At 29.5% G+C, this 23,309-nt stretch carries 22 protein-coding genes and 1 other annotated feature; of the genes, 1 reads left to right on the top strand and 21 read right to left on the bottom strand.

Translation table 11 applies throughout. From position 1 onward, the window contains the following. Positions 1 to 8: 8 nt before the first annotated feature. The 10 genes from pnp to T369_RS0104250 all read right to left on the bottom strand — a co-directional run bounded on the left by pnp (position 9) and on the right by T369_RS0104250 (position 10,112). Positions 9 to 2,096, bottom strand: a complete 2,088-nt coding sequence (pnp, locus tag T369_RS0104295; protein WP_031552197.1) for a polyribonucleotide nucleotidyltransferase — start codon at positions 2,094 to 2,096, stop codon at positions 9 to 11. 234 nt (positions 2,097 to 2,330) lie between these two features. After that, positions 2,331 to 3,965, bottom strand: coding sequence for a Na/Pi cotransporter family protein (locus tag T369_RS0104290; protein ID WP_031552194.1), 1,635 nt, complete (start codon positions 3,963 to 3,965; stop codon positions 2,331 to 2,333). A gap of 174 nt (positions 3,966 to 4,139) precedes the next feature. Continuing rightward, on the bottom strand, positions 4,140 to 4,421 hold the full coding sequence (gene rpmA / locus T369_RS0104285) for a 50S ribosomal protein L27 (RefSeq protein WP_031552190.1): 282 nt from the start codon (positions 4,419 to 4,421) through the stop codon (positions 4,140 to 4,142). 5 nt (positions 4,422 to 4,426) lie between these two features. Next, a complete protein-coding gene (locus T369_RS0104280) occupies positions 4,427 to 4,756 on the bottom strand; it encodes a ribosomal-processing cysteine protease Prp (RefSeq protein WP_031552187.1) in 330 nt (109 codons plus the stop codon). 2 nt (positions 4,757 to 4,758) lie between these two features. After that, positions 4,759 to 5,067: a 50S ribosomal protein L21 gene (gene rplU / locus T369_RS0104275; RefSeq protein WP_003144981.1), complete on the bottom strand. Its 309-nt coding sequence runs from the start codon at positions 5,065 to 5,067 to the stop codon at positions 4,759 to 4,761. Positions 5,068 to 5,086: 19 nt separating this feature from the next. Next, positions 5,087 to 5,158 (bottom strand) — a sequence feature (ribosomal protein L21 leader region). Between the two features lie 126 nt (positions 5,159 to 5,284). Next, positions 5,285 to 6,076, bottom strand: a complete 792-nt coding sequence (gene truA / locus T369_RS0104270; protein ID WP_065419622.1) for a tRNA pseudouridine(38-40) synthase TruA — start codon at positions 6,074 to 6,076, stop codon at positions 5,285 to 5,287. 10 nt (positions 6,077 to 6,086) lie between these two features. Beyond that, complete coding sequence (locus T369_RS0104265) at positions 6,087 to 6,776, bottom strand: pentapeptide repeat-containing protein (RefSeq protein WP_031552182.1); 690 nt, start codon at positions 6,774 to 6,776, stop codon at positions 6,087 to 6,089. A gap of 26 nt (positions 6,777 to 6,802) precedes the next feature. Further along, positions 6,803 to 7,906 (bottom strand): MBL fold metallo-hydrolase, encoded by a 1,104-nt coding sequence (locus tag T369_RS0104260; protein WP_035496380.1) that lies wholly within the window; start codon positions 7,904 to 7,906, stop codon positions 6,803 to 6,805. Between the two features lie 487 nt (positions 7,907 to 8,393). Beyond that, a complete protein-coding gene (locus T369_RS0104255; RefSeq protein ID WP_031552176.1) occupies positions 8,394 to 9,491 on the bottom strand; it encodes an MGDG synthase family glycosyltransferase in 1,098 nt (365 codons plus the stop codon). A 3-nt stretch (positions 9,492 to 9,494) separates the two neighbouring features. Continuing rightward, positions 9,495 to 10,112, bottom strand: a complete 618-nt coding sequence (locus T369_RS0104250) for a phosphatase PAP2 family protein (RefSeq protein ID WP_031552174.1) — start codon at positions 10,110 to 10,112, stop codon at positions 9,495 to 9,497. A gap of 381 nt (positions 10,113 to 10,493) precedes the next feature. Here T369_RS0104250 and T369_RS0104245 point away from each other — a divergent pair, with 381 nt between their 5' ends. Continuing rightward, the gene (locus tag T369_RS0104245) at positions 10,494 to 12,878 is read left to right on the top strand and encodes a GbpC/Spa domain-containing protein (RefSeq protein WP_035496378.1); all 2,385 of its coding nucleotides are present in this window, start codon (positions 10,494 to 10,496) and stop codon (positions 12,876 to 12,878) included. A gap of 40 nt (positions 12,879 to 12,918) precedes the next feature. Here the strand turns inward: T369_RS0104245 and T369_RS0104240 are convergent, their stop codons facing one another. From T369_RS0104240 to T369_RS0104190, 11 genes are all read right to left on the bottom strand, one after another. After that, positions 12,919 to 13,173 (bottom strand): hypothetical protein, encoded by a 255-nt coding sequence (locus T369_RS0104240; RefSeq protein WP_035496376.1) that lies wholly within the window; start codon positions 13,171 to 13,173, stop codon positions 12,919 to 12,921. Positions 13,174 to 13,260: 87 nt separating this feature from the next. Next, entirely contained in the window at positions 13,261 to 13,707 is a 447-nt protein-coding gene (locus T369_RS0104235) for a threonine/serine exporter family protein (protein ID WP_031552165.1), read from the bottom strand. Between the two features lie 9 nt (positions 13,708 to 13,716). Continuing rightward, a complete protein-coding gene (locus tag T369_RS0104230) occupies positions 13,717 to 14,487 on the bottom strand; it encodes a threonine/serine exporter family protein (protein ID WP_031552163.1) in 771 nt (256 codons plus the stop codon). Between the two features lie 19 nt (positions 14,488 to 14,506). Continuing rightward, complete coding sequence (locus T369_RS0104225; RefSeq protein ID WP_031552161.1) at positions 14,507 to 15,190, bottom strand: tRNA (adenine(22)-N(1))-methyltransferase; 684 nt, start codon at positions 15,188 to 15,190, stop codon at positions 14,507 to 14,509. A gap of 25 nt (positions 15,191 to 15,215) precedes the next feature. After that, the gene (locus tag T369_RS0104220) at positions 15,216 to 16,427 is read right to left on the bottom strand and encodes a DNA polymerase IV (protein WP_031552159.1); all 1,212 of its coding nucleotides are present in this window, start codon (positions 16,425 to 16,427) and stop codon (positions 15,216 to 15,218) included. 159 nt (positions 16,428 to 16,586) lie between these two features. Beyond that, the gene (locus T369_RS0104215; RefSeq protein WP_081821898.1) at positions 16,587 to 18,482 is read right to left on the bottom strand and encodes a ribonuclease J; all 1,896 of its coding nucleotides are present in this window, start codon (positions 18,480 to 18,482) and stop codon (positions 16,587 to 16,589) included. After that, complete coding sequence (locus T369_RS0104210) at positions 18,472 to 19,254, bottom strand: ribonuclease HII (RefSeq protein WP_031552152.1); 783 nt, start codon at positions 19,252 to 19,254, stop codon at positions 18,472 to 18,474. Before T369_RS0104210 ends, T369_RS0104215 begins: the two co-directional genes overlap by 11 nt. Then, positions 19,244 to 20,122: a ribosome biogenesis GTPase YlqF gene (gene ylqF, locus T369_RS0104205; RefSeq protein WP_031552149.1), complete on the bottom strand. Its 879-nt coding sequence runs from the start codon at positions 20,120 to 20,122 to the stop codon at positions 19,244 to 19,246. The genes T369_RS0104210 and ylqF overlap by 11 nt, the downstream gene beginning before the upstream one ends. A 158-nt stretch (positions 20,123 to 20,280) precedes the next feature. Next, positions 20,281 to 20,943: a methionine ABC transporter permease gene (locus T369_RS0104200; protein WP_006363484.1), complete on the bottom strand. Its 663-nt coding sequence runs from the start codon at positions 20,941 to 20,943 to the stop codon at positions 20,281 to 20,283. Then, complete coding sequence (locus T369_RS0104195) at positions 20,943 to 21,956, bottom strand: methionine ABC transporter ATP-binding protein (protein WP_031552146.1); 1,014 nt, start codon at positions 21,954 to 21,956, stop codon at positions 20,943 to 20,945. Before T369_RS0104195 ends, T369_RS0104200 begins: the two co-directional genes overlap by 1 nt. A 372-nt stretch (positions 21,957 to 22,328) precedes the next feature. Beyond that, the gene (locus tag T369_RS0104190) at positions 22,329 to 23,306 is read right to left on the bottom strand and encodes a DHH family phosphoesterase (protein ID WP_031552143.1); all 978 of its coding nucleotides are present in this window, start codon (positions 23,304 to 23,306) and stop codon (positions 22,329 to 22,331) included. Between the last annotated feature and the right edge of the window lie 3 nt (positions 23,307 to 23,309).

Genomic DNA, 23,309 nt, shown 5'->3' with positions numbered 1-23,309 from the left:
TAAATCTCCTAGAAGTGAGCTGTTGCGTCTACTCGACCTTTTTCATCAATTTTGATTACTTTAACTTTTAGAGTATCTCCCACTTTAACAACATCTTCAACTTTATTTACACGCTCAGCAGCTAATTTAGAAATATGAACAAGAGCATCAACTCCTGGGAATAATTCAACAAATGCACCAAATTTTTCAATTCGTTTAACTTCTGCTAAATAAATTTCTCCTACTTCAGCTTCACGAGTTATATTCTCAATAATCTCGATTGCTTTATTAATTCCATCGATTTCAGGTGAAGAGATGAACACTTCTCCTGTTTGCTCAATGTCAATTTTGACACCTGTTTTTTCAATAATTTCATTAATAACTTTACCACCAGATCCAATAACATCTTTAATTTTTTCTGGTTTAATTTTAATAATTTTAATTTTAGGTGCATAAGTTGAAACTTCTTCACGTGGAGCACTTATTGTTTCGTTCATATGATCTAAAATTTGTAGTCTTCCGATACGTGCTTGTTCAAGTGATTCTTTTAAAATTTGCTCGCTTAAACCATCTATTTTAATATCCATTTGTAAAGCTGTAATACCTTCAGTAGTACCCGCTACTTTAAAGTCCATATCTCCTAAATGGTCTTCCATACCTTGAATATCAGTTAAAATAGTATAATGCTCATCTTTTTTCACTAATCCCATTGCTATACCAGCAACTTGTGCCTTAATAGGTACACCAGCCGCCATTAATGCCATAGACCCTGAACATATTGTTGCTTGTGAACTTGAACCATTAGATTCTAAGATTTCTGATACAATACGGATTGTATATGGGAAATCTTCTTTTGATGGTATTACTTGTGCAAGAGCTCTTTCACCTAATGCACCATGTCCAATTTCTCGACGACCAGGAGCACGACTGAATCCTACTTCTCCTACAGAGAATGCTGGGAAATTATAATGTAGCATAAAGCGTTTATTTTCCTCTTGTGTTAAGTCATCAATAATTTGCTCATCTGATAAATTACCTAAAGTAACAACCCCTAATGATTGAGTTTGACCACGAGTAAACAATGCTGAACCATGTGTTCTTGGTAATACATCAATTCTTGATGCTAATGGTCTAATTTCTGTTAATGCACGCCCATCTGGTCTAACTTTATCTTCAGTGATTTCACGTCGAACTTCATCCTTAACAATCTTATCAAGAGATAATTTAGCTTCTTTAACTATATCTAGTTCATCTTCTTCACTTGCTCTTTCTTCAAATATAGCTACTACTTTTTCCTTAACAGTAGAAATAGCTTCATCTCTTTCTTGTTTGTCTTTAATAGAAATCGCAGATTTCATTTCTGATAATGCTAATTCTAAAACCTCATTATAGATTTTTTCATCTATAACTTTAAGTTCTACTTCCATTTTTTCTTGACCAATTTCATCAACAATTTGTTGTTGGAATGCTATTAAACGTTTGATTTCTTCGTGACCAAACATAATTGCTTTTAGCATGATTTCTTCTGATACTTCTTTAGCACCTGCTTCTACCATATTAATTGCATCACTTGTTCCTGCAACTTTTAGGTCAATTTCAGATTTTTCTAATTGTTCAATATTAGGATTAATAATGTATTCCCCATCAATATAGCCTACTGTCACACCAGCAATCGGTCCTTTAAAAGGAATGTTAGATACTGATAAAGATAATGAGCTTCCTAACATTGCTGCCATTACAGGATCACAATCATATTCTACTGACAATACTGTAGATATAACTTGAACTTCATTTCTGAAACCATCTTCAAATAGTGGACGAATAGGTCTATCTATAAGACGAGCAGCTAATGTAGCTTCTGTTCCAGGTCTTCCTTCTCTTCTTAAAAATCCACCTGGTATTTTTCCTACAGCATACATTTTTTCTTCATAGTTAACTGTTAATGGGAAAAAGTCTACATCTTTTGCTTCCTTAGATGCTACCGCTGTAGTTAAAACAACTGTATCTCCATACTTAACTACTACTGCAGCATTTGCTTGTCTTGCCATTTCTCCTATTTCAACAGTTAATTCTTTACCTGCCCACTTAGTTGTGTATACTTTCTTTTCTTGAAACATCTTAATTTCCTTTCAATTATTTTTACTAATTCTTTATATAAATCGACTATTTTATTATATCACGAATACCCTTATTTACAAAGGAAAAAAGAGATAAACATCATAATTTTAACATTCGATGTTTACCTCTTAAAATTTATGCTAATTGTATTTTAAATAATTTATATATTACTAAAAATATAAGTAATAAAATAATAAATATTATAAAATATATTTTTTGTTTATTTGTCATAATTATAAATTACCTTGGATTTCTTTTTCCAAAATATTTCTTGCGTGTTCACATATACGTGTGAAGTGTTGAATTAAGTCCATATAAACAACACCTGCAGAGATTTCACATTCTCCATCTTTCATACGTTGTGTGTGTTTTTTACGTGCTTTTTTCTCAAGTTCGTAAATATTTTCGCAAGCTGCTAATGCTGCTCCAGCAATTGCAATATTATTTTCTTCTAATGATTGAATGGTTTTCTCAATAATACTATTTGAAAGATCGTACAATTCTTGAACTTCAGCTTTTGCATCATCTGAGAATTTAACTTTCTTTTTAATTTGATAATTTACTGAAGCTACTATATCACGAGCGTGGTCTCCTATACGTTCAATATCACGTGTACCATCTAATAATATTGATGCCGCCATACCTTCTTTAGGACTTAATTTTTCTCTAAATAATAGAGTTAGGTAATTAGTCATTTCTTCATCGAATGTATTAATTGCATCTTCTAATACTTCAGCTTTTTCATTAAAACGCTCTTCGCGAGTCATAAAGTAGTCAACTGAGTTTTTCAAGCTTTTTTTAGATAATGTTAACATTTCAACAAATTCTTTTTCTACTTGTCCTAATGCAACTGCAGGTGCACTTGCAATTAATGATTTATCAAGGTATTGTGTAGAGTATTTAATTTGCTCATCTTCACCTGGAATAATCTTAGTAATAATTTTAACAAGTAGCCAAATAAATGGAAATTGTAATATTGTATTAAAGATATTAAATGTACCATGACCAAACGCTATAGCCATTTTAGGTTCTAAACCAAGTTTAGCTTCTACTAGTCCTACAAACGATATATATGGTTGTAATAAAATTAAACATATTACTGTACCAATTATATTAAACATTACGTGAGATATAGCAACACGTTTAGCCGCTATATTAGTTCCTACGATAGCAAGTGCCGCTGTTGTAATAGCAGTACCAATATTATCCCCAAAGATTACTGGGATTGCACCATGTAGATTAAGCGCATGTTCCGCATACAAGTTTTGTACAATCGCAATTGTCGCTGCAGAAGATTGGATTAAAACAGTTAAAAATGTACCTACTCCTACTCCAACCCACGCACTGTCATCTATGTGAGTTAATATTGTTTGGAACCATTCCATTGATTTTAAAGGCCCCATTGCAGTAGACATCATTTTTAACGAATAGAAAATTCCACCAAACCCAAAAATAACACGACCAATATTATTAATTAGTTTTGCTCTTGTAAAGAATAAAAACGCTGCTCCTAAAAATATAAGTGGTAGTGAATATTGCGATACGTTAAACCCTATAATAAAAGATGTAAGAGTTGTACCAATGTTAGATCCCATAACTATCGCTATGGCCTGTTTTGTTTTTAATAAACCTGCTCCTACCAAACTTACTGTAATAACAATAGTTCCTGTACTTGATTGGATTAATATAGTTACTATAATCCCTGCGAGTAATGCCATTAAAGGCTTAGAAGTATACTTATCTAAGACATAACGCATTTTATCCCCCGCTATTAATTGTAGACCGTCCCCCATGTATTTAATACTAAATAAGAAAAGACCTAGTCCACCTAAAAAAGAAAATAAAATTTCTTGTCCTAACGCTGACATTTTTTTCCTCCTGAAAATGTATATGTGCAATGTCAAATGCACAGATTGAGTTTAACATATATAGATGAAAAATACAACTATTATTTATATTAAAATACTGTTACAGCATATGAATTTATACATAAATAAAAAAATATCTATAGTAATAATTTACTATAGATATTTCTTATTTTACTATGCTTGTGGATATACAGAAACTTTTTTACGGCTACGTCCGTATCTTTCGAAACGTACAACACCATCAACTAGTGAAAATAGTGTATCATCTCCACCTTTTCCTACGTTAGTTCCTGGCCAAATTTTTGTTCCACGTTGTCTGTAAAGTATAGAACCTGCAGTTACGTACTGACCGTCAGCTCTTTTAGCACCTAAGCGTTTTGATTCAGAGTCACGTCCGTTTTTAGTAGAACCTACCCCTTTTTTAGATGCGAAGAATTGTAAATTTAATTTTAACATCATCTCTAGTTCACCTCTCTTGTTTCAATAGTTATATATTCTGAATAATTTTCTTCAATTGTTTTTAATGCTATTAACATTGCATTAAGTAGAAGTTGCTCTTTCTCTGTAGATTTAAGTGATCTATATGTTAAATGCCCTGTCTCATCTTCATTTGCAGAAATATCAAACTGAACATCATCATCTAATACGTCTACTGAATTAATTAATCCAAATACCACTGCTGATACCCCTGCACATACAATGTCTGAACCATGTTCAGCAAAATCTGCATGACCATCTACTGTGACTTGTTTAATATTATCAACTTCTTTAATAATTTCCACCTTAATCATGATTAAGCGTTAATTTTTTCAACTACTAATTTAGTGAAAGGTTGACGATGACCTAATTTACGGTGATTGTTCTTTTTAGGTTTGTATTTAAATACTGTGATTTTTTTACCTTTACCTTGAGCAACTACTTTAGCTGTTACTGTCGCACCAGCTACTAAAGGAGCTCCAACTTTTGTTGTTTCTCCACCTACTAATACTACTTCATCAAAAGTAACTGTAGAGTCAACTTCAGCTGCTAATTTTTCAACTAAAATTGTTTGTCCTTCTTCAACACGTAGTTGTTTTCCACCTGTTTTAATTACTGCGTACATATCTGCACCTCCTTAAATATTTTTTACTAAGACTCGCCACATAAGGTGGATTTCTCACTTTTATACCTTATACGTGCGGTTGTAGTAGCTATTTTAGGAGCTACTCAACATTTCAATTCTAACACATCTAGTAACTCTCGTCAACTAGAAATATATATTTTTTTAACTATTTACAAATTTAATTAATATTAATTAATTCTATACATATAAAATTATATTAATATAGCTCTAGCGTGGTTTTAATAAACTCATTAACTTCATCGTTATCATACAATACTTCTTTCAAATATAATCCTGATGCATCTGCTTTAGGTCCTGCAAAACTTCTTTCTTTCTTATCAAGTATTTCTTGTATATATTCCGGCTCATATTTCCCTGCCGCAACATCTTGGATAGTACCTATTATAATTCTTACCATATTATATAAAAATCCATTGCCTGTAATCTCAAATTTAATTATATTATCATTCTGATTATCACGGTCCACTTTGAAACTATAAATTACTCTAACTTTATCTTCTACACTAGTATTTTTTGAACAAAATGATGAAAAATCATGTTCTCCTATAAAATATTGTAGAGTTTCTTTAGCTTTATCAAAGTTAAAGTTAAATTTATGCTGGCCAACATAATTAATTAAAAACGGATCTATCTCTCTACCTACGTACAATTTATAAATATATGTTTTTTTGATACTATTATACCTAACATGGAATTCATCATTAACTACTTTAGCTGATACAATTCTTATGTCCTTTGGTATCATAGCATTTATCGCTTTAACCCAACCATCTGTAGGAATATTTAAATCCGTATCAAAGTGTAAGACTTGTCCATAGGCATGCACTCCACTATCAGTTCTTCCACTCATATAAATTCTAACATCTTTTTTATGAATTTTTCTTAAACTTTTCTCTATCTCTTCTTGGATAGTATTATTATTCGGCTGTATTTGAAAACCATGATACTTACTTCCATCATATCTGCATATTAAAACTACTCTCACCATTATCTCCTTATTAATATTTTTTTGCCTCTTCTCTTGTCATCCAAAAATGAATACCACCAGTTGAATCATACCAACGATCTTCGTTAAAATTTTCAGCATAAACCCAACTTCCAAGTTTATAACAAAAACCTTCTGCAACTGTTGACCATGCTTCGTCATAATATTTCTCTTTCTCAAAATCACTAATTTCTACTACTTTTGCTTTATCACATCTGCAACAGTTTCTAGTTGCAGATACTCTCTTCGCATCTCCAGGGATTAACAGCTTTATTATCCTATTATTTAACCCTTTTTTATAAGCTATAAATGCTCCTTTTTCCGGACAGTATAGACTAAAAAACTTAGTCTTGTCATTATACTTTATATTATCTAAGTTTGCCGCTTCTAATACCGCAGCATAAAGATTAGCTTCCTCAATATTCGCATTTTTTAAATTTGTTCTTCTCATTGACGCATGCTGTAAATTAGAATTTATTAATAGTGAATTTTCTAAATTACAATCATCTAATAAACTATTCTCAAGATTAGAAAATGAAAAATCCACACCCTTTAAGTTTACACATATAAAGTTTGAATAAGAAAAATCTCTATTACTTAGATCAAAATTTTCTAAATCCATATCCTCTATAATAATATTTGAAAAATCTGTTTCTTTATTATATAACCTTGTTTTAAACTCTTCTAAACTAATTTTTTCCATAAATTATATCCCCTAGTATTTTTCGATTACTCAAACCAGTGTTTTGTTTTTATCTTATTTAAATTATTTAAATCGATAACTTCTCCAATAATCGGTGTTATAACTGGTATTTTATATTTTTTATCATTTATTTTTACTAGCTCTCTTAATGGTTCATACCATGCATGCGGTGCTAAAGTAAATTTTGAATTATGAACTGGTATTAAGTACTTTGCACCAAGCTCCACTGTAACCTTTAAGGTTTCTTCAGGAAAAAGATGACTGTACTTCCAATTCTTATTGTATTGTCCATTTTCTAAAATAGCGATATCTACTTCACCATATTTTTCTCTAATTTTCTTAAAATGCTTCCCGTATGAACTATCCCCACCAAGAAAGATTTTCTTACCATCTACATATAAAATATATGATGTCCATAAGGTATTGTTTAAGGGAAATAGTCTTCCCGAAGCATGTCTAGATGGTACAGAAATTATTTTTACATTCTCTTCAAGATGATTTTCCTCATCCCAAGATAATTCAATAATTTTCTCAGGCGAATATCCCCAATATTCAAAGTGTTCACCTACTCCAAGTGGAACAATAACCTTTCCAACCATATCTTTCAATTTTTTCACAGTATCATAATCTAAATGATCATAGTGGTCATGAGAAATAATTAAATAATCTATTTTTTCAGGTAACATTTCAACATCATAATAATCAGCACCTTTAAACGCCTTACCTGACCCTGGTGCCGGTGAAACTGATCCGCTAAAGACAGGATCTATTAAATATTTCACACCTGAAATTTGGATAAGATATGAAGAATGCCCAAACCAAATGTAATAATTATCATTACTTTCCGATAATTTCTTTAAATCTGTCTTTATATGAGGAATTTCTGATTTAGGTCTATTGTCCTCGTGCACTGAAAAAAGAGTACCTAGTATATCAAGAATACCTGTATCTTCAGGTATTGAAGGTGTATTTTCAATATTATTAAATTGTCCATTATAATAATTCTTTGATTCTAAAATCTTTTTTTTACGTTCTTTCCTTGGTATTCTTCCAAAAATAGGATTTTGCAAATATAAAACGCTCAGTGCTATGGTACTACCTAATAACATTAGCATAGACTTTTTTTTCATCTTGCTATCCCTCCTCATAAAATTCTACTATAAATTATATCATAGTTTTAATAAAAAAGAGTGTAAATCACTAAAATCAAATGATTTACACCTTTTACTTATAGATTTATTAGAATAATTAAAAACTTCTCTTCCCTTTTTTATACTTGTATAAATAATTCCTGATTCAACAACTCTATACAAAGTACTTTTATTATAGAATAAATTAGAGTATCTCGTATTTTTAATATGCGTTGTATTATATATAAATAAAATAAAAGGCCCTCACTAACTATTCTGTCAGTCGACCTATTATATTTAAATACTATGTAAATTACAGATAAAAAAAATTAATTTAACTCAATATTCTATTAAATATCTACAATTTCACTCTATTTCCAGTGATTTTGTATATACCAAATTATTCTATAGTAATCTTACCAATTTTCTATCTTTTTTACAAGTGATATCCTATTAATTGATAATCATTCACATCATAACACGTTACTTAATTTTTTCTTTTATTTAATATACTTAGAATAGCCTTGCATATATTTTGTGTGCTATGCGGAAGGTAAAATAATTTCATTTTATTTCTAACTAGTTTTAAATTCTCCTCATATAAAAAATATGTTAAATGTTCAATGATTTCACTTTCTGTATATGCTATTTTTGCTAATCCGTTCCTTTCGAAATATTTTGCATTTTCTCTTTCCTGGCCAGGCACTGGATTTAAAAGAATTAAAGGGACTGTACTAGCTAACGCCTCAGAAATCGTAACTCCACCTGCCTTTGTAATTAATACATCAGATGTTTGCATCCATTCTCTCATATCATCTGTGTAACCAATAATTTTGATATTTTTATTTCCTTCAAAATTTTTCTCTAGTTTCATTTTTAATTGATTATTTTTCCCACAGATTATAATAACTTGTAAATCTCCAATATCGAGAATATTATTAATTATATCTTGAAAATTATTTGATACCCCGAATGCACCTGCAGATAATAATATTGTCTTTTTATCTAAAGATAAATTATTTTCTTCATACCAGCTCTTCTTATCTACTTTTTCATCAAACTTAGTATTTATCGGTATTCCTAGAACTTTTACTTTATCTAAATCAACACCTGCTTCGACAAATGCCATTTTGGAATCCTCATTTGAAACAAAATATCTATAAGCATTTTTAGTTAACCAACTTTTATGAAAATAATAATCTGTAACAACATTTACAATTGGAATATCAGTACTCTCTAATAAAGACAATGCTGGTGTAGGAAATACTGAAACAATAATATCCGGAGATTCTTTCTCCACAAGCTTCCTTAAATAATGATAACTAAAGTATCTATAAGAAGACATATTCTTATGCCTTTTTCCAGCGTAATATAAATATCCATAAATATCTCTAAAATAAGAAAAACTATATAGGTACAATTCTTTTAATATCGGTGTTAAATTAGGATGTGCTTCTAAAAACAAATCAGATTCTACTATTGACACTTCACTATTATAATTTTTCTTAAATTCATCCTTTAAGCTATTTGATACCTGAATATGCCCATTTCCAAAGGAACCTGTTAGTAATAAAACCTTTTTCATTAATTAATCCTCCTCACTCGGATTACTATAATATAAACAATATACTGTACTCACTATACTAATACCTAAGCAAATTCCAGCCATAACATCTGTTGGATAGTGGACACCTAAATAAATTCTAGAACTGCCAATAATGACAATTCCTAATACTGCAATGCTAAAAACAAAATATTTATTTAACTTCTTCATGATACTTAATAGAATAATTGCAAGTGTTAAATACATAGTTGTTGCCGATGTAGTGTGTCCACTTGGAAAGCTATATCCACTTATTTCTATTAACCTGTAAAAATTAGGACGTTCCCTTCTAAAGATATTTTTAAGCAATGGCATGGCAAGGCCGCATGTAGTCATTGTTATCGCTAAAAACAGCGCTTCTCTATAGTGTTTTTTAAAATATAAAAATGTAACTAATAATATTGTAATTATAGCACTTTGATATGTATCAGCGATAATAGTTATCATTTTATAAAATACTGTTAAGTATTCATTTTCTAAACTTTGAATATAACTTATTATTTTTAAATCAAATGGCTTTAAAATATTATTATAACCTTGTGATAAAAATAAAAAAGTTAATATTACAACTGTAATTAGTATCTTAAAATTATTCTTATTCATTCTTAAATTCCTTATAACGTTTTAATTAATAATATTTTATAGCAAAATACATTATAATACAAATTTCTTAAATTACTATCCCATTCACTGAATTAGATTAATTTTTTTATAGATATTTCTAAAGGAAATTTATGTAGATAATAATTAATTAGAATTCAATTTACTAGTTTATTTTCTATTATTGTATGTTTTCAAAAAAATGGTATACGTTACCCTATATCTAATTTAATGTTTAAGTTGTAAAATATATAAAAAAATGAAACTGATTTCTTGTTTTTCATAAGATGTCGTGGTATAATAAGTTGCTCATGTGTATTATTATAAAAATCAAATATTATTAACACTGATGCAGAAAAAAATAATTATACTATGGAGGATATTATGAAAAATATTCATAATCAAAATGAGAAAAAATTTCATTATTCACTTAGAAAGATAGGAGGAAAAGGAGTAGTTTCAGCAGTTATTGCCGTAGGTTTCTTTTTCCTAGGTACTAGTGCCGTTGAAGCTGCTGATGTATCATCAACAGAAGCAGTAGCTTCTTCTACTACTAATACTGATAAAAATCTACAAAAAGAAACTAACTCTACAACAGAATTAGTATCTACTGAAAAAAAAGCAAATGTAGAAAAAAACACTTATAAAGTTGTAACACCATCTTTAGAAAAAGCTGTTGACTCTGCTAAAAAAGAAGATTTAACAGTTACTAAAGAAAAAACTGAAGTAAAAGAAAATATTGAATCTGCTGTAAAAGATAATTTAAAACAAGCTGAAGAAATTCAAGCATCTGTTAAAGATTATACAACTGAAAAAGAAAAATATAATGAAGCTAAACAAAGTTACGATAAAAAAGTAGCTGAAAAAGAAGCAGCTAATGCTGTTAATAAAGAAAATAAAGCTAAATACAATAAAGAATTACAAGCTTATAATACTGCATACAATAAATATGTAACAGATAAAGCTGCATATGATTCTGCTCTTGCAAAATACAACAATGATCTTTCAACTTACGAAAAGAATTTAGCAGAATACAAAATATTACTTAAACAATTCCAAGATGCTAAAGAAGCATATGATAAATATGTAAACGACAGTAATTATAGAGATATTAAAGAAGTTGAAACTGTTCAAGATTTAACATTCCAACGCGAAAATAATGCAACACATAAAATTGATGGAATAAGCACATATTTAACTCGTGAAGCTCAAGCTAGATTAAACACAAGTAACGTAGCTCAATACGACTCTAATAAATTAACTAGTGACGATATAGTTTCTACAAGTCCATGGGCTAATAATGAAGTTGAATACGTTCAAATTAAAGAAGGTGATAAATTCGTTGTAACTTATGATGGATTAAACCAATCTCATATGAATGAAAAAGATAAATCTAAAAATGATATAACAAGAGTTATTTACCGCTATGAAATACTTAGCCTGCCTTCTAATGATGGAAAAGGAATCGCTGCAGTTAATAACGATCCAACTGTAACACTAACTGTCGGTGCTTCTACAGATAAAGATAAACCTGTTAAAGTAGCAGTTGATGTTGAGTTTTATGATAATGCCGGGAATAAATTTGACCTTCAAAAATATAATGCTATTGTTGCTTTAAACTCACTTAACCACTGGACTGGTGCTTCTTATGTAGACAGCGGTGATAAACCAAGAGAATTAACAGTTGAAGCTAAAGATACAAATGGAAATATTGTACGTGGTACGTGGAATCCTTATGCAGACGGTTCTTCAATGAGTATTGAAAATAATGCTGTAGTTACAAAATCAGGAACTGCAAACTTTGGATCAGGAGTAACTGTTAATATCTCTGCAGATAACCCTCTAAAAGTAGTTACTCAAAAAGCAACATGGAATGGTAGTGAATTTGCTGTTAGCGAAGAATCAGTAACATCAGCTACTTCAGTGAACGCTTCTGGAGGAGGTAACGGACACTCTATCGGAACTGAAGAATATAAATTCGAAGATAAAGATGATGTAATTGGTACATATTCTATTAATTCAATCACAGGAGAAATTACATTTACTCCTAAGAAAAAATTCGAAAACATTGAACACCAAGAATTTGTTAATGTTGGTAATAATAAATTTATTCCAATTCCAAATTCAAGTGTAACTTATGATGCTAACACTAAAGAAGTAACTTCACTTAAAGATAACCAATATATTGAACATGGTTCTGTTTTCAATGGTGAGTCTTCTTCTACATTAGAAGGATGGGATAATCCAAATTCTAAATACTTATACTATGGTGGTGCCGGATTAAAAATGACTGATGGTCATTTAGTATTTACTGCTAACGGAGCAAATGCTTCTGGACAACCTACAGTTTATTGGTTTGCAATAAACTCACAAGTTGGTCTTCCACAAAAACCTGGAAAAGAACCAGTAGAACCAACTAAACCTACTCCTCCAGTTGCACCAACAGAACCAACTAAACCTACTCCTCCAACTCCTAAAGTTGTAGAAGTTCCAAATAAACCAGTGGAGCCAACAAAACCAGAAATAAAATGGCATGAGAATGTTATTGAAGTTGAAAAAACAACACCACAAACACCTCCAGTAACTCCACCAAATAAACCAAACAAACCAAACAAACCAAACAAACCAAACAAACCTGTAAAACCTAACAAAGTTAAAGCTAAACATTTACCAAATACTGGTGAAACTAGTACAAATTCTGCGTTAGCAGGATTAGGTTTACTTACACTTGCAGGTGCTGCGTTAAGAAGAAAACAAAATCAAGATTAATAAAAAATCAAAAAAGGATAATTTTTAAAATTATCCTTTTTTATAATTCATTTAATTTATCTATATCTAAAATACATTCAGATTCACTTACTACTAAACAAGGAATTCCTATCTGCATATTCCCTTTAATCTTATCAAATACTTTATAAGTATCTCTTACAAATAAAAACTGTTTTAAATCTTTTAAAGACGTAAATACTTCTACTTCTTCATAAACAATCCCTAATTCATTTAATTTATCAACGAATGGTTTTGTATCTGGACAGTCTTTTGCATAGTATAAAATTGGTTTCATAATTGCCCTCCTAATTATATCTTTAAGCTAATTCTATCATAAAAAAAATAATAGCTCTATTCATATGTTTTTCAGAGCTATTATTTTTTATCTTCTTCTTTGTATTTTTACCCTTTTTATTGAATCTGAAAATACTGATGCTAGTAAAATTCCCATTGCTATAGCTCCCGCCTGAAGCAATGTTTCTAAACCAACTTTTAAAGCAATATTATAGTTTTTTGTAACTATATTTTGCATAGTATTATACATTCCATACCCAGGAACTAAGGGAATAATACCAGTATAAATAAATATTGTTGCAGGCATACGTAATCGTTTAGAAGCACTAGTAGATAAGATTCCAACACATAACGCTCCTACGAAACTTCCTACTACAACATCCGATACTAATTTAGTTAATACATACGCTAACCAACCTACTGCACCGACTATACCACATGATAATAATGATTTTTTAGGAGCATTAAAAAATATAGCAAAGGCAAATGAAACTACAAAACCTGCCACAAATTGAATTATTATATTATATTCCATTTTTCCTCCTTAAACAATCTTTAACCCTAATACTACGCCAATAGCTATAGCGGTTGAAACAAATACTGCAGCTTGGGCACCTATAATACCTGATAAATAATCTCCAGCCATAAAATCTCGAACCGAGTTTGTTATTTGAACCCCTGGAACAAGTGGCATTAAGCTAACAATAATAATACTAAATGGATTATGAATCACAATTAATTTCGCCAATGTCATTACTAATACTGTTGCAATAAATGCACCTAAAAAATTACTTAAAAAGTAAGTAATTTTGAATTTTGCTGCAATTAATAAGAACAATGTTTCTATAGCCATTACTGCAAATGCAATTAGACTATCCTTAAAAGTACCACCAAACATTATAGCGAAAAATGGTGCAGATAATGTCATAGATGATACTACCGCAAGATTAGAATATCTATCTTTATTTTTTATTTCTTTTAATTTTTTAAAAGCATAATCTAAAGAGCAACCACCCATAACCATTTTTCTAGATAAGTCATTTATTAGAGAAATTTTCTCAAGATTTCTATCTCCTAAAACTACTCTTCTCATTGTTGTATATGTAGTATCATCATAAATAAACGATACTATTATAAAGTTATAGGTAACCAGACTATTAGCAGCTCTAATATTATCAAAAGATTTATATATTCTATTAATTGTATCTTCTACTCTATATACTTCAGCACCATAAGAAAGCATATTTTTAGCCATTTTCACACTCAAGTATAATAGCTTTTTTGCTTCTTGTTCGTTTTGTAAGCTTTGTATCATAATCTCCTCCTTTTCTTTTTTACACAGAAATTATATTTTGTATTTCTTTATATCTTTTCTCTAATTCTTCAACTTTATCTTGTTGAATTTCTTTTGCTTTTTGCAGTTGTGATAAAATATATTCTATTTTATTCAGTTCTAGTTTCTGTTTTTTAATAAAAAAATCATTTTTTTCTTTTAGTAAATATTTGCCAAAGACTTTTTCTTCTTCTGTAAGCTTCATTTCTCCAACTTTAGCAACTATAATTTCATAAATATGACCATCTTCTTCTATAATATTTTCTGCTACAATATTATACCCTAATTGCTGTAATTTTTCCCTAACAAAGCTTTCACCAACATTTGGTTGCAATATCAAATTGGGTTTATTAATTAATTTATCTTTTCCATCTTCTAATATGTCAGAAATTAATTTTCCACCCATACCACAAATAGTAATTACCTCTATATTATCTTCTAAAGTAATCGCATCTAACCCAGCTGCTTTTCTACACTCTATAATATCAGATAAACCTTCTTCTTTTACATTTTTAATAGATACCTTATGTGGACCTTCTACTATCTCCCCTGCAACAGCAAAATCTATTATTCCTTTTTTTGCTAAAAAAATAGGTAAATACGCATGATCACTACCTATATCTGCTAATCTTTTATTTTCCACATAACTTGCTACTAACTCTAATCTTTTATTGATTGCTAACATTTTATCTCCTTACTTAATTAAACTCTTATTCTAAAAAATCTTTGCTAAAACTTGTAGTAATAATTGTCTTACCTTTTTTATCATCAAGACTATCAAATTCTGTAATTATATTATCTCCAAATTCCATTTTCAATCTTTTTGATAATTTTCTAAACTCTTCTTCTTTCTTATAACTCTTTTTATCAAAAATATCCAGTTGTACTTTTAAGTTATCTTTTTTCTTAATATCATTAAGTGATACCCCCAATAATCTTATTGGATAAGTAAAATCATAATTTTCTAGAACCAGCTCTAACGCATTGTTATATATATCATCAGTGGTATCAATATATTCGGATATCTTTTTCGAACGTGTAATATTCTTAAAATCCGAAGACCTAATAACTATTGAGATATTATTCCCTACATAGTTCCTTGATTTTGCCCTATTACTAACTTTTTCACTTAATTTCTTTAGTTGGTTTTTTATCTCGATTTCTTCTACCAAATCTTCTGAAAAAGTTTTTGAATTACCAATTGATTTTCGTTCCACAGTAAATTTTAATTCTCTATTATCTTCACCATTAGCACATTTTTTTAATCGTAAGCCTTGAATTCCTAATATACTATGTAATACTACTTCATTAGCATTTGCCAAATCTCCAATAGTTGATATACCCATTTTTTTTAATTTCTTTGTTGCAGATTTTCCACAACCATGCATTTCACCTATATCCATATTCCATAATATAGTCTTATAATTCTTCTTATTAATAATAGTAAAACCTAACGGTTTTTTAAAATCAGAACCCATTTTAGCGAAAAATTTATTAAATGAAACTCCAACACTAGATGGCATCCCTAGTTGTTTATAGATTCTTCTTTGTATAGTTGCTATTACTTTTATCGGCTCTTCAAATTCACTAAGATCAATATATGCTTCATCTACTGAAACTACCTCAACCTTAGCAGTATATTCTCTTATTAAATCAAAAATCAACTTAGACTCTCTTTGATATTTTTCCATATCTGGTTGAAGAAATTTTATAGTTGGACAAATCTTTCTTGCATCTCCAACTCGCATTGTTGTTTTTATACCTAATTTTCTTGCTTCATAATTAGAAGTGACTATTATACCATGCCTAGTTTTTACTGTTCCAGCTATAGCTAACGGTTTTCCTCGTAATTCTGGATTATATTTTTCTTCGACACTAGCATAAAAACAATTCATATCTATATGAGCTATAACCCTAGACATATCACTTCACCTCCACTTATTTTATATTAAGATTGGGAGCAATTCAAAATCATGATTTCAATAGAAATCAATTATATTGAATTACTCCCACAAATATAATCTACTTTAAAGATTATTCATAAATATAAACTGTTAAACTATTTTAGTTACTAAATTACTTTAAACTAAAGAAAAGTTAACAATAATAATAGGTCTTCTCTTTGTATTATCATATAATAAGCTTGCTAGCATATTTCTAATTTCTGCTTTTACTGCAGCACACTCTCTTATATTTTTAATTGGATTATTTTCTAGATAATCAATAACTTTTTCTTCTGCATCTTTTATAAGCTCTGCACTTTTCTTAACATATACAAAACCTTTTGTTTGTATACATGGTCTTCCTACTAATGTTTTTTCTTTTCTACTTATAGCGTATGAAGTAACAAATATTCCATCATTTGACAGTACTTTTCTATCTTTTAGAACACTATCCTCTACATCTCCAATTCCTCGCCCATCAACAAGTACGTTTCCTATAGGCACATTATTAGGGATAGTTTTTGTTTTATTACCACTTATTTCTAAAGTTGTTCCTTTTTGTAGTATATGGATATTTTCTTTAGAAACTCCTGTCTCCTCAGCAATCTCTGCATGTTTTCTTAGATTTCTAAACTCACCTTGAACAGGAATAAAGTGTTTAGGCATAAGCATATTTAGCATCATCTTCAACTCTTCACGAGTAGCATGACTCGCAGCATGAAGTCTCTTAGATGCAGTAACAACATGAGCACCTAATTTCACCAATAGATTTAGTGTTTGGAATAACATGACCTCCATATTAGGTGACGGAGTTGCTGCAATCATAATAGTATCCCCTTCATCAATTTGAATACCCTTGATTTTTTTCTCAGCCATATTTTTCATAGCCTCAATCGGCTCACCTTGATCACCAGATGATAAAATACAAATTTCATTTTGAGGATAGTCTTTCAAGTTTTCAATACTTATTAAATTCTCATCTTCTATATTTAAATATTTCATATCTCTAGCAGTATTGATTGAATCTTGAATAGCCTCACCTAATAATAGAATTTTTCTATTTTGTGTTAATGCAGCTTTCACTATGTGAGAAATAGTAAGGAAGTTAGATGCATAACAAGTTACTATTATACGTTTATTAGCTTTATAAAAAGCATTATCTATCTGTTCTGCAGCCTCATTTTCTGGTACATTATACCCTTTAACATTTGCATTACTAGAATCACTCAGTAATGCTAAAACACCTTTTTGTCCCAACGTACTTATTTTAACAATATCTGATTTGTATTCTTTACTTACTGATTGATCGAATTTAAATTCACCTGTGTAAACAATATTCCCTTGACTAGTTTCAATACATATTCCTAACGAATCGGGCATTGAATATGTAGTTTTGAAAAATGTAACATTAGCATTATTAAATTCATACTTGTTATTTTCTTTTACATAGTAGAACTTAATTCTACGTTTTATTCCTAAATGTTTCAAATGATTTTTTAATAAGTCAATAGTTAGTTTTGAACCATAAACAGGACATTTTAATTTATCAATTATATAAGGTATTGCCCCCATAGAACTAACATGTCCATTTGATAGAAAAATACCTTTTACTTTTTGTTTGTTACGCACAAGGTAACTTATATCAGGAATTACGGCGTCAATACCGATCATCTCCGTCTCAGGGAACATTAGACCAGCATCTAAAACAAATATTTCATCAGCTATTTCAACCATATACATGTTTTTTGCGACTTCTTCAACACCACCTAATGGTGTAATACGAATTTTTGCTATATTTTTTTTACTTCTATTTTCTTTAGAATTTATTATTGAGTTTGAATCTTTTTTATTACTTTTTATATTCTTTATTTCAGACTGTTTAGTAATTACTCTCTCATTAGCTTTTTTCTTAGCAACTACTTTTGTGTTTTTATTCTTATCTATTTTTTTATTATTTCGTTGCTTAGATTGAGTATTTTTTCTCTTACTAGATTGCAGATTCTTTGCAATACTAATATTATTGTTATTGTCCATTATTGCCTCCTCTTTTTATCATAGATTTAATAGGCTCGAAATCTCGTCTATGTATAGGCGTTATTCCATGTTTTCTTAAACCTTCTAAATGTTTTTTTGTTCCATAACCGGCATTATTTTCAAAATCATAATACGGATATTTACTAGCATATTTTTTCATTAAATTATCTCGGTATACTTTTGCTATTACTGAAGCAGCTGCAATCGAAACACTTTTTTCATCACCTTTAACCATACTATAATTAGGGATAGGATAATTTTCAAAAGGCATTGCATCAATTAGTAAAAAGTCTGGTTTTACATCTAGCTTTTCAACTGCTCGTTGCATAGCTATTCTTGCAGCATTGTATATGTTATATTTTTCAATTTCTTCATTATTTACTTCACAAATAGCATAAGCAATTGCTTCATTTGTAATTTTATCATATAGCTCTTCACGTTTTTTTTCTGATAGTTTCTTAGAATCATTTAATCCTTCAAAATAACTATCTTTCTTTAAAATTACCGCTGCCGCCACTACGGGACCTGCTAGCGGACCACGTCCTACCTCATCTATACCACAGATGTATTTACATCCTCTATTATAACATTTATTTTCATAAAATGATTTTTTTTCGTACTCTTTTTTATAAAAAAGTTTTTTTTCTTGCATTTTATCGTAGCTAGACAATAATTTTTTTACACCACTTCGTTCATCATTGCGTAATTCTTCTAGTACTTCTTTAGATATTTCATCTTGCTGAAGCAACTCTTTAATTTCATTAATCTTCATTATTTTCCTCATTATTAACTATTTCATCATAATTATCTAATGTTATTAATCCAAATTTTTGTGTTCTAAAATCTTGAATTAATAGCTTAATAGTTGAATCATAATCATAATCTCCGCCTATTTTTTTAAATCTTTTTTCTGCTATTTTTTCCATAATTGTTAGATTTTCATCTTCGGCTTTAACATTTAATTTATAATGATTATTTAAGTTTTCAAGATAATTATTTTTTAATAATTCAATTAAGTACAAACATACATCATCTAAAGGAGTTATATCATCCTTAATAGAACCAATTAAACTGAGCTTTTTCCCAATTTCTTGATTATCAAATTTAGGCATAAGTATTCCCGGAGTATCTAAAAGTTCTATGTCTTTATTTAATTTTAACCACTGTTGTTTCTTTGTTACACCTGGTTTATTGGCCGTATTAGCCACATTTTTCTTTATAAGTTTATTTATAAATGTCGATTTTCCAACATTCGGTACACCTATTACCATTGATCTAATCGCTCTAGGTTTTATTCCTTTAGCTACTTGTCTTGCTATTTTCTCCGCTAACTCTTCTTTTGCTTTATCTATGACTTTATTAAGATTATTACTATTTTTTGCGTCAGTATATACTACTACATAGCCTTTGTTTTCAAAATAATTTTTCCACTTTGCAGTTTCTTTTCTATCACATAAATCTATTTTATTAAATATAATTATTTTTTTCTTATCTTTAACTACTTCATCTAAATACATATTATGAGAAGACAAAGGACAACGGGCATCTACTAACTCAAAAACTATATCTACTAGCTTCAACTTTTCTTTAACTTCTCTTGTTGCCTTGGCCATATGACCTGGAAACCATTGAATAACCATAAATAACCTCCTTTTTCTAATTTACTATTGTTTTAACATCTTAACTATTTTATCATATTTTCAGCTATTTTTAACGTATTTTGGTAAAAATAAATAAAAAAAATAAAAAAAAGATAGTTTGATTACCAAATCACAAACTATCTCATTTTTTTGATTTATTATCTCTTATCTATTCTCTTAACTACAAAGTCTCCTAGTATTTGAATAGCAAATACTATTACTAATATTAATACTGTAGCTACAAATGTTAATGTATTATTGTTTCTTTGGAAACCATCTAAATAAGCAAGATTTCCTAATCCACCTGCTCCAATAACACCCGCCATCGCTGTTGATCCAACAAGTGCAATTGCCGTTACTGTTAATCCAGAAACGATTGCTGGTAAACTTTCTGGAATTAATACTTTAGTAACAATTGTAATTTTTTTAGCACCCATAGCTCTAGCTGCTTCAATAACACCTTTATCCACTTCACGAAGTCCAATTTCTACAAGACGAGCGTAAAATGGAGCTGCAGAAAGAATTAATGCTGGCATTGCTGCTTGAGGTCCACTTATAGAACCAACTAAAGTTTTTGTGAACGGTAATAATAGAACAATTAAAATAATAAATGGAATTGCTCTGAAAATATTAACTATTGCTGAAACAACTGCATAAAAAATACGTCCAAATGCTCCATTACTATTAGAGCTAAGGTATAGTAATAGACCTAAACATATCCCAATAATAACTACTGCTGCCAGTGATTCAAAAGTCATCACTAATGTTTCTATTGTTTTACTTTGTACTTTTACCCAACTAACACGAGAAAAATCAAACATTATAACACCTCCGTTAAAATACCTAATTCATTCAATCTAGATATTACTTTCTTAATATTTTCATCTGTTCCTAGTAATTGAACAAATAATGTTCCTATATTGGCATCCGCTGTTTTATCAATATGACCGTTGATGATAGTGAAATCAAACTCAATTTCTTTTAATAGCATGCTTAAGATAGGTTTCTTAGATGTATTGTTATCAAATGTAAATTTAATAATAATACCATCTGCAAATACTTTTTTCCATTCTTCAATATTTTCGCGCTCTTCTATTTCAGAAGCAAATGAAGTTTGACTTAAGAATTTTTTAGTTACTTCTTGCGTTGGGTGATAGAATACTTCAGATACTAATCCATTTTCAGCTATTGTACCACCATCGATAACAGCTACTTTAGTACAAATTGATTTAATTACATTCATTTCATGAGTTATAAGTACTACTGTTATATTTGTTTTTCTATGAATTTCTTTAATCAAGTTTAATACTTCAGCTGTTGTTTCTGGGTCTAAAGCACTTGTTGCTTCGTCACAAAGTAAGATTGAAGGTTTACCTGCTAATGCGCGAGCAATCCCTACTCTTTGTTTTTGTCCACCAGAAAGTTGTGAAGGGTAAGCATTTAGTCTATCTTCTAAACCAACTAATTTAGCTAATTCCTCTACTCTTTCTTTTATCTCATTTTTCGGTTTACCTAAAATTTCTAATGGAAATGCAATATTTTCTGCAACAGTTCTACTCCATAACAAATTAAAATGTTGGAATATCATTCCTATTCTTTGACGTTTTAAACGACGTTCTGATTCAGTAATCTTATTAAAGTCATCTCCTTCAATAATAACTTCTCCATCTGTAGCAATCTCTAATCCATTCAGTAATCTTACTAATGTACTTTTCCCAGCACCAGAATATCCGATTATACCGTAAATATCCCCTTCTTCTACTTTTAGATTAATATTTTTTAATGCATGAACTTTGTTATTATAAATCTTATTTACATTTTTTAATTCAATCATAGTATATCCTTTCTCTTTTTTATTATTTAAAAAAACACCCTTACTCTGCTATACAGAATAAGGGCGTTTTACGCGGTACCACCTTACTTTTTTACTTATACTACTAACATAGCTTATCCTATAACGTGGATACCCGAATAAAGTTTACAATCATTGTTTACTTCATTAACCACTCAAACCATTTTCCTAGATTACATAATATGCATTCTCAGCCTACTGCACTCTCTTTGATTATTTCACCTAGTACTTATAAGAGTATTGGTTTTTATTATAACTTTTTTTAGTATAGCATTATATTTTTTAACTGTCAAGACGTTTTTTTTTTGAATATATTCTTAAAATTTCTGAATATACAGTTATTTAAATAATTTATTACTCATTCTCTCTAATATATTCTGCTACAACTCTAGCCATATCATCAAGAAGATCATCTAGTTCTTCCCAATTTTTAACAGTTGCTCCACTAGCTAATGGGTGACCTCCACCAGCATATTTTTCTGCTAAAGTGTTAATAACTGGACCTTTTGATCGTATTCTAACTCTAACTTTATTCCCCTCGTCTATAGCAAAACACCATGCATATAGACCTTCTAAACTTCTAAGTAAATTAACACCTGTAGATACTTCACCTGGATCAACTCCATATTTATCCATATCTTCTTTAGTTATTTTTAAATACGCTACTCCATCTTGATAAACATCATATTTTTCAAATATAAATGCTCTAAAACGCATAAGATTTTCACTTGTTATTTCAAGCTTATCTAATAATTCACTCATATTAAAATTATATTTTATAAGTTCTGATGCAACTTGAAGTGTATTATTAGATGTGTTTGGGAATAAAAATCTTCCTGTATCACCTACGATACCTAAGTACAATAATTTTGCCGCTTCATCATTTAATCTTATACCATATTTCTTATTTAAATATGTATAAAAATTATAAATTAATTCACTACAAGATGATACTTCTGTATCTACTAAATTAATATTTCCATAGTCATCTAATGGTGGATGGTGGTCAATCTTAATTAAGAAATTGTTTTTTGTAAATAACTTGCCATCAATTCTAGGAAAATTAGCTGTGTCTGTTACTATTACTAAAGCATCTTTATAATCTTCTTCACTAACTTCTGTATTTGTAAATAAGAAGTTAAGAGAAGGTGAATCTTTTCCTACTGTTATTAATTCTTTCTCAGGAAAGTTTTCTCTAATTAGTTGATACATAGCACCCTGTGATCCATATGCATCAGGATCTGGTCTTTCATGTCTATGAATAATAATCTTATCATTTTCTTTTATTTTAAGAAAGATTTCTTCGTATAAGTTCTCATAAATTGTAGTCATTTA

It is taken from the genome of Gemella sanguinis ATCC 700632 (assembly GCF_000701685.1).
GTDB lineage: Bacteria > Bacillota > Bacilli > Staphylococcales > Gemellaceae > Gemella > Gemella sanguinis.
This window is presented reverse-complemented; position numbering and strand designations above follow the sequence as displayed.